This window comes from Pedobacter glucosidilyticus, assembly GCF_002483235.1.
Taxonomy (GTDB): domain Bacteria; phylum Bacteroidota; class Bacteroidia; order Sphingobacteriales; family Sphingobacteriaceae; genus Pseudopedobacter; species Pseudopedobacter glucosidilyticum_B.
On the sequence record NZ_DLHN01000021.1, the window covers coordinates 249043 to 263964 of the forward strand.

Here is a 14922-nt window from a genome sequence, read left to right on the forward strand (position 1 = left end):
CTGAATTTAATATGTTTAAAAATTACTTGGCGGCAATAACTTCACCTTTTACATATAACATCTTTTTAGGTGTTTTTGAGTTAGAGCTGATGGTTACCGATTTATTAAACGGTGCAACAGCTGCTGCATTATAAGTAATGGTAATAGAACCAGATTCTCCTTTTTTAATAGGTGTACCTGCTTTAGGTGAAACTTCCGGTACGGTACAACCGCAAGGAGAGGAAATATCAGAAATAATTAAAGGCTCATTACCAGTATTGGTGTATTTAAAAGTAAATGAAACTGGTTTGCCTTGAGGGATTTTGCCAAAATCATGTGTCTCTTCTAGAAATTTAAATTCAGCTTTATTGTCTTGCATGGCAGTGAAACCTATGAAGCCCACAAGTACTGCCATAATGATTAAAATTTTTTTCATTTTTTCTAAAATTTATTCAAATGTACTAAACTCAAAATTTGTTCCAAACAATTTACTGAAATAAGCTTTAAAATTCGTCATCCAATTGATATTTTCATATTTTTGAAATCTTACAAACCGGCTGATATGAGAGAGGCACCACATAAAATGACTAATGCTTTTGATACTTCTGAACTTAGTTTTGATGATTTTAAATCATTGGTAATCAATGATTATAAGATTGCATACGAAAGTAGGCAGGCTAGTATTTTGGGCCGTAGAGAGGTGTTAACGGGGAAGGCTAAGTTTGGAATTTTTGGTGATGGAAAAGAGGTAGCTCAACTGGCAATGGCAAAAGCTTTTAAGCCGGGAGATTGGCGTTCTGGTTATTATAGAGACCAAACTTTTATGTTTGCCGCCGGCATGAGTAATATTTTAGAGCTTTTTGCTCAGCTTTATGCTCATACAGATATAGAAAAAGATCCATCTTCTGTTGGAAGGCAAATGAATTCTCATTTTGCTACCAGGTTTGTGAACGAAGATGGTACTTGGAAGAGCCAAACAGCCATGAAAAATAGTTCTTCGGATATATCTCCAACTGCGGCACAAATGGCCAGATTAGTGGGTTTAGCCCATGCTTCTAAGTTATATCGTCAAAATTCAGAGCTACGAGAATTTGAAAATTTTTCTATTCATGGTAATGAAGTGGCGTTTGGTACTATAGGAAATGCCTCAACATCAGAGGGTGTTTTTTTTGAAGCTATCAACGCAGCTGGTGTTTTACAAATTCCTATGGCTATATCTATTTGGGATGATGCTTATGGTATATCTGTTCCAGCAAAATATCAAACAACTAAAGAAGATATTTCAGAAATATTAAAAGGTTTTCAAAGAGATGATGAAAAACCTGGATTCGAAATTTTTAAAGTAAAAGGCTGGGACTATGTTGCACTTTGTGAAACCTATGAAAAAGCTATACAAATTTGCAGAGAAGAACATGTGCCTGTTCTTATTCATGTAACAGAATTAACGCAGCCTTTGGGGCATTCTACATCAGGTTCTCATGAACGTTATAAATCAAAAGAACGTTTGGTATGGGAAAAAGAATATGATTGTATAACGCAAATGCGTAAATGGATGATTTCTTCTGCTATTTCTACGGAAGAAGAGCTTGATGAACTTGAAAGTTCTATCAAAATTGAGGTAAAAAAGATGCTTAAACAAGCTTGGGATGATGTGATGAAGGATATCAACCAAGAAAAAGATGAAGCGCTAAAACTTATTGATAAATTAGCTTTAGAAGAACCTTTAGTTAGTGAAATTGCACAAAAATTGCGTTCTGAAATCGATCCATTAAGAAAAGAAATCCTTTCTGCTTGTAAGAAAGCCCTGCGTTTAACCAGGAATTTTAATTCGTCCTCGAAAGAAGAATTAATGCAATGGCTTTTATCACAAATTGCACATAACCAAGAAAGATATAACTCTAAATTATTTTCACAAACTCCTTTATCGCCACTAAAAGTTCAATCAAGTGCTCCAATTTATTCAGAACAAACAAAAGTTGTTGATGGGAAAGACGTTCTAAACGCTTGTTTTGATTATAATTTTAGTAAAAATCCTTTATTGGTTGCATTTGGTGAAGATTTGGGAAGAATTGGCGATGTGAATCAAGGTTTTGCGGGTTTACAAGCTAAATACGGGGAGCTAAGAATTGCAGACACGGGTATTAGAGAAATGACTATTATTGGTCAAGGTATAGGTTTGGCTTTAAGAGGATTTAGACCTATAGCAGAAATCCAGTATTTAGATTACTTAATTTTTGCTCTAAATATTTTAAGTGATGATTTAGCTAGTCTTAGTTACAGAACAAAGGCCGGTCAAATCGCTCCTTTAATTATCAGAACTAGAGGACACCGTTTAGAAGGTATTTGGCATGCAGGTTCGCCTATAGGTATGATTTTGAATTCTTTAAAAGGAATTCATTTTTGTGTTCCTAGAAACATGACACAAGCTGCCGGAATGTATAACACTTTATTTAAAGGTGATGAGCCTGCTTTGGTGATAGAGTGCTTAAACGGTTATCGTTTAAAAGAGAAATTACCAGATAATGTTGGCGAGTTTACTGTAGCACTAGGAGAAATTGAGGTATTAAAAGCCGGAAAAGATATAACAGTGGTTTCTTACGGTGCTACCTTGAAACTGGTAATGGAGGCTGCAGAAGAATTATTAGATTATGATATTGATGTAGAAGTGATTGATGCGCAAACACTTATGCCTTTTGATATAGCTATGGATTGTGCTAAATCTCTAGAAAAAACCAATAAGTTATTAGTAGTTGATGAAGACGTACCTGGTGGCGGAACAGCTTATATTTTAAGAGATATTTTAGAAAGACAAAATGGCTATTATTTATTAGATATGCAGCCGCAAACCTTATCAGCAGCAGAGCACCGTACTTCTTATGGGTCTGATGGAGATTATTTTGGTAAGCCTAGTTTAGATGATATTGTAGATAAGATTTATCAAATGATGCAAAATTCTAACCCTAAAAAATATCCGGGCTTTTATGCTTAAGTTATTGTGCTTGTCTAGTTAATAAGCCTTCTTTTAGCGCATATTGGCAAGCTATAATTTTTTCTAGGTGTAATTCTTGAATGATGTATTTAACAATTATTGAAGCCATCAAAATCATATCCACACGTAAAGGAATTAACCCTTCTATCTCGGATCTTTGATGATGATTAGAAGTAATAATTTCGTTAATCAAATCAGTTAGTTTTGGGGTTTCTAAAGTAATCCAAACTTCATCTACGGGTTTAATAAATCCTCTGGCTACAAATATCTCTCGATATGAGTCAAATGCACCAGCAGTTCCGATAAGTTTTGTAGGCTGATAGGCTTGGCAAGCTTGTTTTAAATCTTTTAAAGTGTTTAAGAAGAGATGATGGATATTATGGATATCTTGTTCTCGTAAAGGATCATGATGATAAAAATCTGCTAATAACCTGGCTGCACCAATACGGTAACTATTTTTCCAGAAAACTTGTTCCTCATTACACAGTATAAACTCTACGCTTCCACCGCCAATATCCATAACTAAGCAGTTTTCATTTGCTAACGCTCCGGCTGCTTTGGTACCTCCATAAATCAATAAAGCTTCTTCATGACCGTTTATAATTTCTATATGGATTTTACTTTGCTCATAAACGTCTTGTATGAACCTTAATCCGTTAGAGGCATCTCTTACCGCAGCAGTTGCAGTAGCTTTTATTGCTGTAACGTTATATTTTTTTAATACCTCTGCAAAATAAGCCAAAGCTTTTAAACCTCGCTGGTAAGCTGCAGGCATAATTTCTCTTTTGTTAATACCACCTTCACCTAGCTTCACAGCAATGGTTTTGGTATAAATAACTTTTATTTTACCAGCCTCTATTTCACCTATAAGCAGATGAAAAGTGTTAGTTCCAATATCTATTGCAGCAGAAAGCATTTTATAAGGTTAAATCGGATATCAATCATGTATCATTCTTTATAAAAGAACCATTTGGCTAGCTCTTTATAAGTAACCTTTTTGCCGTACATTAATATGCCTACTCTGTATATTCTTGATGCTATCCAGGTAGTAAAAACAAACCCTGCAATTAATAAAGTAATAGATAAGACAAGTTCCCAGGTTGGCACTCCAAACGGAATTCTAATCATCATAGCAATAGGAGAGGTTAGGGGTATCATAGACAGCCAAAATGCCAAAGGCCCATCTGGGTTATTGATAATCACATTCATCCCTACAATAAAAGTAAAAATAAGAGGCAGGGTTATGGGAAACATAAACTGCTGTGTTTCGGTTTCATTGTCTACAGCAGAGCCTACAGCAGCAAATAAAGCGCTATAAATTAAATATCCTCCAATAAAATAAAATAAAAAAGAACCTATGATATAAGGGAAATTGATGCTACTTGCAGCATTGATGAATTTTAGAGCAGGGCTTTCTTGTACTTTAGTAGGGTTTGCATCATTATTTACTGTAGCTGTAGCATCAACTTTTTCTGTTTTAATAACTTGTTGGTCTGGTGCTAAAAATTTTCCAGCAATTACTGATATCGTAGTTGATAAGATAATCCATAATAAAAACTGCGTTAAACCTACGGCGCCAATACCTAGTATCTTACCTAGCATTAACTGAAAAGGTTTTACAGAAGAAACGATAACTTCCACAATCCTGTTGGTTTTCTCTTCAATTACACCTCGCATAACTTGTGCCCCGTAAATGAAAAGAGAAAGATAAATTAAAAAAGATGATATAAAACCTACCACATAAGTAGCACCTATGTTGGCGTCTTTTTCTCCCTCATCAGTGAGTTGCTTTGCATTGATATTGATTTGAGTTTTAGAACTTTTAAGAATAGCTGTATCTATACCAGCAGCTATAAGTTTTTTGTTTTGGATGATGTTTTCCATTTGCTTTTCAACATCACTAAGCAAACTAAAACCAGGTTTTTTTGATGATAAAATTTCTATATCATTTGAAGAGGCGTAGTCTTTCGGGATATAAAGCAGTAATAAATCCTTTTCGTTTTTGAGCTTACTCTTATTGGCCTCGTAATCTCCATTTACATACTTGAAAGTTGTAGTTTCAGAATTTTTAAACTCGTTTTTAAAAATCCCACTTTCATCTAAAACCAAAAACTCCTTTTTACTTTCTCCTTCATTTTTGTAAATGAAAAATACAGCTGCATACATGGCAATAAATAAAGAAGGAACCAGGAAAGTGAGGATAAGAAATGATTTCTTTTTTACCCTGCTGAGGTATTCTCTTTCGATAATTAAAAATACTTTTTTCATGGAGACTTAGTTTAACGCAGTAACTTTTTGGATAAAAATTTCGTTGATACTCGGAATAACCTCTTCGATATGCTTGATTTGAACTTGAGGTATAAGCTCTAACAATACGTCATTAGTACTAATTCCAGAGTTTAATTTTATAGTAATTTCTTGTATTTCATCCAAAATAGCTTCTTGAATAACCTCGAAATTACTGTACTGAGAAAGATTTAAGCTACCCTCATATTTTATTTTGTAAGTTTCATTACGATAAACATTTTTAATGTCTTTGATACTACCGTCTAAGATTTTATGAGATTTATGGATAAGTGCAATGTGATGGCATAATTGTTCTACAGACTCCATTCTATGGGTAGAAAATATGATGGTAGTTCCTTTTTTATTAAGCTCCAGAATTTCATCTTTAATAATTTCTGCGTTAACAGGGTCAAAACCCGAGAAAGGTTCATCCAGGATAATTAATTCAGGGTCGTGAAGTACGGTAGCTACAAATTGTACTTTTTGCTGCATCCCTTTAGAAAGATCTTCAACTTTTTTCTTCCACCAGGTTTGCATCTCCATTTTTTCGAACCAGAATTTTATCCTTTTAATGGCATCAGCCTTACTTAGCCCTTTAAGTTGGGCTAAGTAAAGCATCTGTTCGCCAATTTCCATTTTTTTATAAAGGCCTCTTTCTTCTGGTAAATAGCCTATTTTATTAATATGTTGGGGATTTAACTTTTCACCATTGAAATAAACTTCGCCACTATCTGGCGCTGTAATTTGGTTAATAATTCTAATCAGTGAAGTTTTACCGGCTCCATTTGGGCCCAATAAGCCAAATATTTTACCTTTTTCAATTTCTATACTTACATCGTCTAAGGCCCGGTGCTTTGCATATTCTTTAACAATATTTCTGATGCTTAACATGAAGTATTTATGTTAGTTGATAGGAACAAGTTTATAAATAATCCCCGGATTTTCAACAGTCATATATAAATAACCATCCGGACTTGTTCTTACGTCTCTCACCCTGCCAATGTTTTGGAAAAGTAATTCTTCTTTAACTACTTTATTATTAACCATTTCACAACGATTTAGATATGAATATTTAAGAGAACCAATCATCACATTATTATCCCAACCTTTATAAATATTTCCATTTGCAAATGCTAGCCCGCTTGGTGCAATAGAAGGTACCCAATAATGTAAAGGCTGCTCCATACCTTCTTTAGCCGTTCTGTTGGTAAGAATAGTACCATTGTAATTGATACCATAAGATATTACAGGCCATCCATAATTCTTTTTAGATAAAATAAGATTGAGCTCATCACCACCACGTGGGCCATGCTCATGAGAAATAATCTGACCATTTTTAGGATTTACCGCTAAACCTTGAGGATTTCTATGTCCGTAAGAATAAGTTGATGGCACAACCTTTTTATCGCTTAAAAACGGATTGTCTTTAGGAATAGAACCATCAGCATTTATGCGATGTATTTTACCTAAACTATTATTATCTAAGCTTTGTGGGTTTCTATCATGGTCGCCACGCTCTCCAACAGAGAAATAAAGATAACCATCATTAGCAAATATCATTTTTGCACCGTAATGTCTTCTTGTTGATTGGTAAGGCTCTGCAACAAAAATATCTTTTTGTTCTATCAATTGATTTCCACTCAATTTTGCCATCATAATGGCTGTTGTAGAAACTGTTTTGCCATCAACTTTTTTAAATTTATTATAAGACAAATAAAGGGTTTGGTTTTTCTCAAATTCTGGATGTAGTAAAATATCCATTAAACCGCCTTGTCCTTCTGATAAAATTTCTGGCAAACCTGAAATTTCAGTGGCTTTTTTATCCTTAGAGATTCTTTTTAAGCTAGCTTCTTTGTAAGTAACCAATAAATCACCATCCGGTAAAAATGCAATAGACCATGGCGATTGTCCGCCAGCATAAATGGTATCTAACTTAATCGTAAGTTTTTCTGTTTTAAAAATATTTGATTTTGGCTTAGCCGATACCGCATATTTATCAGCGTTTTTAAGCCTGTCTAAAATATAATCTGCTAAATTATAAATTTCGTTATCCTTAAAAGCAGCGGCAAAAGAGGGCATTCCGCCGTCAGGATATCCATTTTTAATGCCTTTAAAAATATCTGCTCTGGTGTTTCCATACTTCCATTTCCTGTCTATAAAAGTATTCAAATTTTCACCATGGCAACCTCCGCAATAGGTTTTATAATGTACAGCAGCTTGACCAAAATTTTTACTTTCTTGTAATTTAACAGGAACAGTATTTGGTTTTGTTTCTGATTGGTTTTGATATAAGGCAGCAGATATAGCAACAGCACTTATAACCGTAATGATTGGTTTAAACATGTTTGAGTGGTTTCTTGAAAGTTTAACTTGATGAAGTTACAATTTTGATTAAAAATTGTTGCTTCTATCATCTATCATTTTAGATACAAAACTGCGAAAATATGCTTAATTTTTAATTTAAATCGATTTCTAAAATTTAATTTTATTTAGTTAGGGACATAAAAAAAGCGAAATCTAAAATTTCGCTTTTTGGTAGTTTTCCATTTATAAAAATTAAAATCTATTTTAATAGACACCTTCAAAATGATATCCTGTATCTGAATGATCTAATATCTTTACAAGATTACTACCGTCAATTGAACATTTATATATGTCTACACTAGGATGTAAAGAAAATATTATTGTTTTTCCATCAGGTGATAATTGAGCTTCTTCAATATCCTCACTTACATTAATGTTCACCAGCTTAATATTTTTACCCTCATAATCACTTGTGTAAAGTTTCATAACGTTGTTTGCATCACGTTTCTTAATCAAAAGGATACCTAAATTTTCAGATTTTGTTGTTGTTTTAGTATCGGCAGTAGCTTCTTTTTTACAGCTTGCCTGAAATATCAACGTGGAGAGAGAAAATCCTAAGAGGATTAATGTGCTTAAAAATACTTTTTTCATTTTTTTGATGATTAATTTTTCTGCTAATATAATATTTTTTACACACATATATATGGGTGGTTGAGTTTTTATCATTCACGTTATTGCACTGAGATGGCAAGTGCAAATCTTAATTCTGAAATAGAAGAATACGTTATAAAAAAAGTTAAAGAAATGCGTATTTCAGCGAACATGTCTCAAGCAGAATTGGCTTTTAAATTAGGGACGGCTTATGGTTTTATAGGGAATGTAGAAAGTCCAAAATATAGAGCAAAATATAATTTGAACCATTTAAATAAACTTGCCAAAATATTTAATTGCTCTGTTAAAGATTTTTTACCTGAAAAGCCTCTTTAGGATATTTGCTAAAAGTAAGGAACTTGATGTTTATTAGTTAAACCTAATAATGCCCTTTTAATGAGTAGATGTTTATTGTTTTTTCAGTTACATCATAGATGATACGATGTTCTTTATTTAAACGTCTTGACCAATATCCTGTTAGTTCATGTTTTAATTGTTCTGGTTTTCCAATACCTTCAAATGGATGAAGAGTCATATCAGAAAATAAAGCATGGATTTTTTTTAATATTATTTTATTTCCAGATTTTTTCCATTCATCGAAATCTTTTATCGCTTTTCCATGAAGTTCTATTTCCATAGGTTATTTAAATCCAGTTTTACGCCCTTTTTACCTCTTTTCTTTTGTAAAATGCTTTCTTGAATTTCTTTAACAAATTCTTGATTGTATGGGCTATCATGATCTTCTAAAACCTTAGCATTAAATTTTTTAATAACTTCTAAAAAAAATGCTTTTTCTTTATCTGGTATTTGTATAGTTAGAGTAGTCATTTTTAATGGGTTTATTCAAATATAAAAACAAATAAATTAATTTTATTGTCTTGATACTTCTTAAGCAGTAAATCCGGATAAAAACGGTTTAATTAAAACAAATAACACTTGAAACTTATCATGTTCAAGTGTTATTTTTTAAAATTTACTCAAAGTATTCTTTCATCCTGTCAAAGAAACTTTTTTCATTCTTGCCAGGGTTTGGCCTAAAATTTTCTGAAGCTCTTAATTTTTCTAAAAGCTCTCTTTCTTCATGGTTGATAGTTTTTGGTGTCCAGATATTAACCTGTATCAATTGATCACCTTTATGGTATGAATTAACTTCTGGTATACCTTTGCCTTTTAAACGAAGAATTTTTCCACCCTGTGTGCCGGGCTCTAATTTTATTCTTGCTTTTCCGTCTATGGTAGGTATATCTACACTTGTACCTAAAGCAGCATCTACAAAGCTTACATGTAAATCGTAAATGATATTAATACCTTCTCTTTTTAGAGTTTCATGAGGTACTTCTTCAATTAAAATAATTAAATCTCCGGGTACACCGCCTCGTGGTGCGGCATTACCTTTGCCACTCATGCTTAGTTGCATACCTTCACTTACGCCAGCTGGTATATTGATGCTGATGGTTTCTTCGCCTCTGGTTACGCCATCTCCATGGCAGGTATTACATTTAGAAGAAATGGTAGAGCCTTCGCCATTACAAGTAGGGCAGGTGCTGGTGGTTTGCATTTGTCCTAAAATGGTATTGGTAACTCTTCTTACCGCACCACTTCCCCCACAGGTTTTACAAGTACTAAAAGAGCTTTTATCTTTAGCGCCAGTACCGTCACAAGTATTACAAACTACTTGTTTATTAACTTTTACTTTCTTTTCTACACCATTGGCAATTTCTTCTAGGGTAAGTTTTACTTTGATGCGTAGGTTACTACCACGCTGTACTCTTCTGCCACCGCGAGACTGCCCACCGCCGCCAAAGAAACTATCAAAAGGATTACCGCCACCAAATACATCTCCAAATTGGCTAAATATGTCTTCCATATTCATGCCACCACCACCATAGCCTCCGCCAAATCCTCCTTGCGCACCTGCATGGCCAAATTGGTCGTAACGTTGGCGTTTCTCCGGATTACTTAATACTTCGTAAGCTTCTGCAGCTTCTTTAAATTTATCTTCAGCAGCTTTATCATCAGGGTTTTTATCTGGATGATATTTGATAGCCAACTTTCTGTAAGCTTTTTTTATCTCATCAGCAGATGCACCTTTTGAAACACCAAGTATATCGTAATAATCTCTTTTACTCATGTATTTATTTATTGAATAATTGAATGATAGATTTTAAATTCTTGAAAAGCCCTTCATTCACTCAAAAATCAATCCTTCAAAATTTAACTTATGCTCCAACTACTACTTTAGCGAAGCGTATTACTTTGTCGTTTAAATAATATCCTTTTTCTACCTCATCAATCACTTTACCTTTTAAATCATCAGAAGGGGCAGGGATATTGGTAATAGCCTCATGTATTTCTGCATCAAAGGTTTGGCCTTTAGCTTCCATTTCTTTTAAGCCTTTTTGCACCAATAAAGATTTTAGTTTGTGATGCACTAAATTAACACCTTCTTTAACAGGTTCTACTTCTTGCGCAGTTTCCATAGCTTTAGCTGCTCTTTCAAAATCATCAAGAACAGATAATAGAGATACAATTACATCTCTTCCAGCAGTTTGTAATAAATCTATACGTTCTTTGGTAGTTCTGCGTTTGTAGTTATCAAACTCTGCATAAAGTCTAATATATTTATCGTTTAAAGAAGCTACCTCATCTTTTAACTTGTCTACTTCAGAGATTTCATCAGTTGCAATATTTTCATCCACTTGGTTTTGTCTAGCCTCGTTTACTTGCTCAATTTCTTCTCTTACTTCTTTCTCTGCCTGAGATTCTTGTGTATGGTCTGTCATTTTGTTCGTATCTTGATTTTCCACAGTCTTCTTTTTCTTAAACATATTATAATTCCAATATTATTACCGAATTACCAAAACTTTGCCAGATGCAAAAAACAGTCAAGCTGTCAGTTCTGTTCTTAACAGAATTACATTTTGACTGTTTTAGATATTTTCTAATGTTTAAACGGTGGCGTCTTCAACCACTTTACCGCTTTCGCATTTGATAATTCTTGAAGGGAAGGTTCTGATGATGTGATAATCATGTGTAGCCATTAAAACAGCAGTTCCAGACTGGCTTATTTGTCTCAATAATATCATGATTTCTTCAGATGTTTCTGGATCTAGGTTACCTGTTGGCTCATCAGCTAAAATTAACTCTGGGTCGTTTAATAAGGCTCTTGCAATAACTACCCTTTGTTGCTCGCCACCAGAAATTTCATGTGGCATTTTCTTCATTTTACTGCGTAAACCAACTTTTTCTAAAACATCCTTAATCCTTTCTGCAATTAAGTTTTTGTCTTTCCAGCCAGTGGCTTTTAATACAAACTGTAGGTTTTCTTCTATGGTACGGTCTGTTAGTAATTGGAAATCTTGAAAAACAATGCCCAGTTTTCTTCTTAAAAAAGGAACATCTTGTTCTTTTAGTGTTTTTAATTCAAAACCTACAGCATGCCCGTCTCCATTGGCTATATGTAAATCACCATAAATAATCTTTAGTAAACTACTTTTTCCAGAACCGGTTTGTCCAATAAGGTAAACAAATTCGCCTCTTTTAACTTCTAGGTTTACACCAGAAAGTACCAAGTGCTTTTGCTGAAAAATATCAATATTATTAAGTTGTATTACCGTATTTCCAATCATCTTTTTAGATATCTAATTTAAGAATCTGCCCAAAAGGCAAATCCTTTACCATATTCATTATATATTCTGCTTTATCGCCTAAACCAATCTTTTCTAAAGATTTATCTGGCCTGTCAATCCTGAAATAAGCAAGAAGCGTAAATTTCTCGTCACGTAGCTGTACGTAATCCGGTATTTTTGCCACTCCTTTTACTTTGATTACATACATAGTTTCAAAGTTAAAATTTTTTGTTTGCTGATGACGGTTATTTTTAAATCAATTTAAAGCGGCTAAAAACTTCATGGTATCAATACCATCAGCATAATCCCAAAGTTTTGGTTGTTGGCTCTCTCCAAAATAAGCTTTTGAGTTTTTAATATTTAAATTCATGCCTGTTATAACCACCTGAATTTGGTCACTTTTTTCTATGATATAAGCTTCTGCGGCTTTTAAATCATCATATTCCTCAAAGTATAAAACAGAAAGGGGAGAGCTTAATTGCTCGTTTCTGGTTAATAATAAAAAACCATTATCTAAATGTTCTACTTTGTTAACTAGGTAAATAGACTTGTTGTAATCGTAATTATTTTGGTATTTGTGATGATTGATAATGGTATTATATTCTTCTATAGCCTCAAAAAAAGGAATAAAATTGTAGCCTTTAGGAACTAGAACTTTAGAAACGTTGCGGCATCCTAAACCATAATAATCCAAAATGTCTTTCCCTAACGCTTTAAGTTCTGTTTCAGATTCTTTACCAGATAATACAGCAATGCTGTTTCTGTTTTTTCTGATGATATGCGGTACTTTAGAAAAATAATATTCAAAATACCGGGAACTATTATTACTTCCGGTAGCAATAATCGCATCAAAATTTTCTAACCTATTTACAAAGCTGATTTGAGACTTAAATTCAGGTTCAATTTCTATCAATTTATTTAGAATATATGGAATCAGCATATCATCTTGAGAAGACAATTTAATAAGTGCATGATGCCCGGCCAATAAAACACAAATAATATCGTGGAAACCAACCATTGGGATATTTCCCGCTAAAACCAACCCGATTTTTTTTACGCTTGTATGAAATTCATAATCATTGAGCCAATAAGCAAGGTCTTCGGTGTTTAAAGAACTCGCTACAGCTTTCACAGCATTGCTAACTTCACGCTCGGTAAACCAGCCATTTTTATTTTTGGCTTGTAAAATAAGCTGTTGTAATTGCTCATCTGGTTGAAGCATGTAAGCTCCTAATGTCACCAAAGCCTCAGCTTTTTTCTCTTTATTAAAATTAGACATAGATTTTAAAACTCTAATACTGTAAATGTGTTATATTTGCAGCTTAATTTTGGAAGACACAAAACTACGTTTAAGACTGAAGATATTATAAGATATGGCTATTAAAATTACAGATGAGTGTATAAATTGCGGAGCATGTGAGCCTGAATGCCCTAATAATGCTATTTACGATGCTGGACAGCCTTGGAAATTTTCTGAAGGAACCAGTTTAAAAGGTATTATTGATTTTGGCGGAGGAGAAACACTTGATGCAGATGAGGTACAAAGTGCTATTTCTGATGAAGTTTACTATATAGTTTCTGATAAATGTACAGAATGTAAAGGTTTTCATGACGAGCCACAGTGTGCGGCAGTTTGCCCTGTAGATTGCTGTGTGGATGATGAAGACGTTAGAGAAACTGAAGAAGAACTATTGGCTAAAAAGGCTTGGTTACACCAAGAAGGTTAAAAAAATAAAATCCGACATTTTAAAATGCCGGATTTTTTTATGATTTAGTAGGCACAATTAAAACAGGACAAACAGAATGTCTGCTAATGTTTTCTGCTACAGAACCTGCAATAAAATGGCTTAATCCAGTTCTGCCATGCGTACCCAAAACAATTAAACTCGCATTAAAACTTTTGGCAGTATTGATAACTTCATCTGTAATATTGCCTTCCAAAATAAACTCGCTAACAGCTAAACCCTGTGCAAATTCATCTTTAATTTTATTTACCAAGTTAGTAGCACTTTCTTTTTGTATATCTAAAATATTAGGAATAGATATGCCTGGGTCTCCCAATAAAGGGTCGGCAGCAATATTAGCTGTTACCGGAAACTCATTTACGTGTATTAAACCAACCTCAGCACCTAGCGTTTTTGCTAAAGCGAAACCATATTTTGCAGCATTATAAGAATATTTGCTATCATCAACCGCAATTAAAATTTTTTGAAAAGTGGCGAAATTTTCCATGATGTCATTCATTTGTGTTAATTTACATAAAATTATTTCTACATTATAATTTTATGGACAAACAGTTTGCAATTGCTTTTTTATCCGTTGTGCCATTAAGGGCAAACGCATCACATGCCTCAGAAATGGTTTCGCAAGTTTTATTTGGAGAAACCATGCAAGTGCTTGAGCATGAAGACCATTGGTTAAGAGTAAAAACTTATTTTGATGATTATGAGGGCTGGATTGATGAAAAGCAAGTGAAATTTTTAGAAGATTCCTTTTTAGAAAAGCTACATCAAAATACTCAGTTTTTAACTTTAGATATCAATACTTTGGCTTTAAAAGGACCACAAAAAGAGCCAATTTATTTATGTGCCGGTAGTTTGCTGCCGTTTTTTGAAGATGGAAAATGTATTTTGGATGATGAGCAATATCAAATTATCAGTAGTAATGTCATGATGCCTAATGCTGATGATTTTGCCGGCGATGTAGAAGAAATAGCAAAAAGATTTTTAAATGCCCCTTATTTATGGGGCGGCCGAACGCATTTTGGTATAGATTGCTCGGGCTTTACTCAAATGGTTTTTAAAATGTTAGGAAAAAAAATCAAAAGAGATGCCTCTCAACAAGCAGAACAAGGTACTTTAGTTAATTTTCTTACCGAAGCCAAAGCTGGCGATTTAGCTTTTTTTGATAACGAAGAAGGCAGAATTACCCATGTAGGTATCATGCTTAATAATAGCCAAATTATACACGCATCTGGAAGAGTAAAAATTGATTTTATAGATAATCAGGGAATATTCTCAACAGATTTAAAAAAATATTCACACAAGCTTCGTATTATTAAGAGATATCAAAACTAATCGTGGT

At 33.6% G+C, this 14922-nt stretch carries 18 protein-coding genes; 4 read left to right on the forward strand and 14 right to left on the reverse strand.

The window, feature by feature from the left end; all coding sequences use genetic code 11:
• Positions 1 to 22: 22 nt before the first annotated feature.
• Entirely contained in the window at positions 23 to 415 is a 393-nt protein-coding gene (locus B2745_RS07725) for a DUF1573 domain-containing protein (RefSeq protein WP_304064991.1), read from the reverse strand.
• Positions 416 to 541: 126 nt separating this feature from the next.
• On the opposite strand from B2745_RS07725, the gene B2745_RS07730 reads away from it, so the two are divergent.
• A complete protein-coding gene (locus B2745_RS07730) occupies positions 542 to 2968 on the forward strand; it encodes an alpha-ketoacid dehydrogenase subunit alpha/beta (RefSeq protein WP_304064993.1) in 2427 nt (808 codons plus the stop codon).
• A gap of 1 nt (position 2969) precedes the next feature.
• Here B2745_RS07730 and B2745_RS07735 read toward each other — a convergent pair whose 3' ends face one another.
• From B2745_RS07735 to B2745_RS07755, 5 genes are all read right to left on the reverse strand, one after another.
• Positions 2970 to 3884: an exopolyphosphatase gene (locus tag B2745_RS07735; protein ID WP_304064995.1), complete on the reverse strand. Its 915-nt coding sequence runs from the start codon at positions 3882 to 3884 to the stop codon at positions 2970 to 2972.
• Between the two features lie 32 nt (positions 3885 to 3916).
• Entirely contained in the window at positions 3917 to 5236 is a 1320-nt protein-coding gene (locus B2745_RS07740; protein WP_304064998.1) for an ABC transporter permease, read from the reverse strand.
• Positions 5237 to 5242: 6 nt separating this feature from the next.
• On the reverse strand, positions 5243 to 6145 hold the full coding sequence (locus tag B2745_RS07745; protein ID WP_304065000.1) for an ABC transporter ATP-binding protein: 903 nt from the start codon (positions 6143 to 6145) through the stop codon (positions 5243 to 5245).
• Positions 6146 to 6157: 12 nt separating this feature from the next.
• Positions 6158 to 7597: a PQQ-dependent sugar dehydrogenase gene (locus B2745_RS07750; protein ID WP_304065003.1), complete on the reverse strand. Its 1440-nt coding sequence runs from the start codon at positions 7595 to 7597 to the stop codon at positions 6158 to 6160.
• Positions 7598 to 7822: 225 nt separating this feature from the next.
• Positions 7823 to 8209 carry a hypothetical protein gene (locus tag B2745_RS07755; RefSeq protein WP_304065006.1) on the reverse strand — a complete coding sequence of 129 codons (387 nt, stop codon included), beginning with the start codon at positions 8207 to 8209 and terminating at the stop codon, positions 7823 to 7825.
• Positions 8210 to 8302: 93 nt separating this feature from the next.
• On the opposite strand from B2745_RS07755, the gene B2745_RS07760 reads away from it, so the two are divergent.
• Complete coding sequence (locus tag B2745_RS07760) at positions 8303 to 8545, forward strand: helix-turn-helix domain-containing protein (protein ID WP_304065008.1); 243 nt, start codon at positions 8303 to 8305, stop codon at positions 8543 to 8545.
• A gap of 43 nt (positions 8546 to 8588) precedes the next feature.
• On the opposite strand, the gene B2745_RS07765 is transcribed toward B2745_RS07760, so the two are convergent.
• From B2745_RS07765 to B2745_RS07795, 7 genes are all read right to left on the reverse strand, one after another.
• Complete coding sequence (locus B2745_RS07765) at positions 8589 to 8846, reverse strand: Txe/YoeB family addiction module toxin (protein ID WP_304065012.1); 258 nt, start codon at positions 8844 to 8846, stop codon at positions 8589 to 8591.
• On the reverse strand, positions 8837 to 9037 hold the full coding sequence (locus B2745_RS07770) for a DUF2683 family protein (RefSeq protein ID WP_039448504.1): 201 nt from the start codon (positions 9035 to 9037) through the stop codon (positions 8837 to 8839). Before B2745_RS07770 ends, B2745_RS07765 begins: the two co-directional genes overlap by 10 nt.
• Before the next feature lie 145 nt (positions 9038 to 9182).
• The gene (gene dnaJ / locus B2745_RS07775; protein WP_026902481.1) at positions 9183 to 10340 is read right to left on the reverse strand and encodes a molecular chaperone DnaJ; all 1158 of its coding nucleotides are present in this window, start codon (positions 10338 to 10340) and stop codon (positions 9183 to 9185) included.
• A gap of 88 nt (positions 10341 to 10428) precedes the next feature.
• The gene (locus B2745_RS07780; RefSeq protein WP_304065014.1) at positions 10429 to 11037 is read right to left on the reverse strand and encodes a nucleotide exchange factor GrpE; all 609 of its coding nucleotides are present in this window, start codon (positions 11035 to 11037) and stop codon (positions 10429 to 10431) included.
• Positions 11038 to 11157: 120 nt separating this feature from the next.
• The gene (locus B2745_RS07785) at positions 11158 to 11838 is read right to left on the reverse strand and encodes a cell division ATP-binding protein FtsE (RefSeq protein WP_304065016.1); all 681 of its coding nucleotides are present in this window, start codon (positions 11836 to 11838) and stop codon (positions 11158 to 11160) included.
• A 4-nt stretch (positions 11839 to 11842) separates the two neighbouring features.
• Positions 11843 to 12046 carry a hypothetical protein gene (locus tag B2745_RS07790; protein WP_026902478.1) on the reverse strand — a complete coding sequence of 68 codons (204 nt, stop codon included), beginning with the start codon at positions 12044 to 12046 and terminating at the stop codon, positions 11843 to 11845.
• Between the two features lie 48 nt (positions 12047 to 12094).
• Positions 12095 to 13117 (reverse strand): acyl-CoA reductase, encoded by a 1023-nt coding sequence (locus B2745_RS07795; protein WP_304065019.1) that lies wholly within the window; start codon positions 13115 to 13117, stop codon positions 12095 to 12097.
• 94 nt (positions 13118 to 13211) lie between these two features.
• Here B2745_RS07795 and B2745_RS07800 point away from each other — a divergent pair, with 94 nt between their 5' ends.
• Positions 13212 to 13565: a 4Fe-4S dicluster domain-containing protein gene (locus tag B2745_RS07800; protein WP_026902476.1), complete on the forward strand. Its 354-nt coding sequence runs from the start codon at positions 13212 to 13214 to the stop codon at positions 13563 to 13565.
• 37 nt (positions 13566 to 13602) lie between these two features.
• On the opposite strand, the gene B2745_RS07805 is transcribed toward B2745_RS07800, so the two are convergent.
• Complete coding sequence (locus B2745_RS07805) at positions 13603 to 14070, reverse strand: universal stress protein (RefSeq protein ID WP_304065021.1); 468 nt, start codon at positions 14068 to 14070, stop codon at positions 13603 to 13605.
• A gap of 53 nt (positions 14071 to 14123) precedes the next feature.
• On the opposite strand from B2745_RS07805, the gene B2745_RS07810 reads away from it, so the two are divergent.
• Complete coding sequence (locus B2745_RS07810) at positions 14124 to 14915, forward strand: C40 family peptidase (RefSeq protein ID WP_304065024.1); 792 nt, start codon at positions 14124 to 14126, stop codon at positions 14913 to 14915.
• The last annotated feature ends 7 nt before the right edge of the window (positions 14916 to 14922 follow it).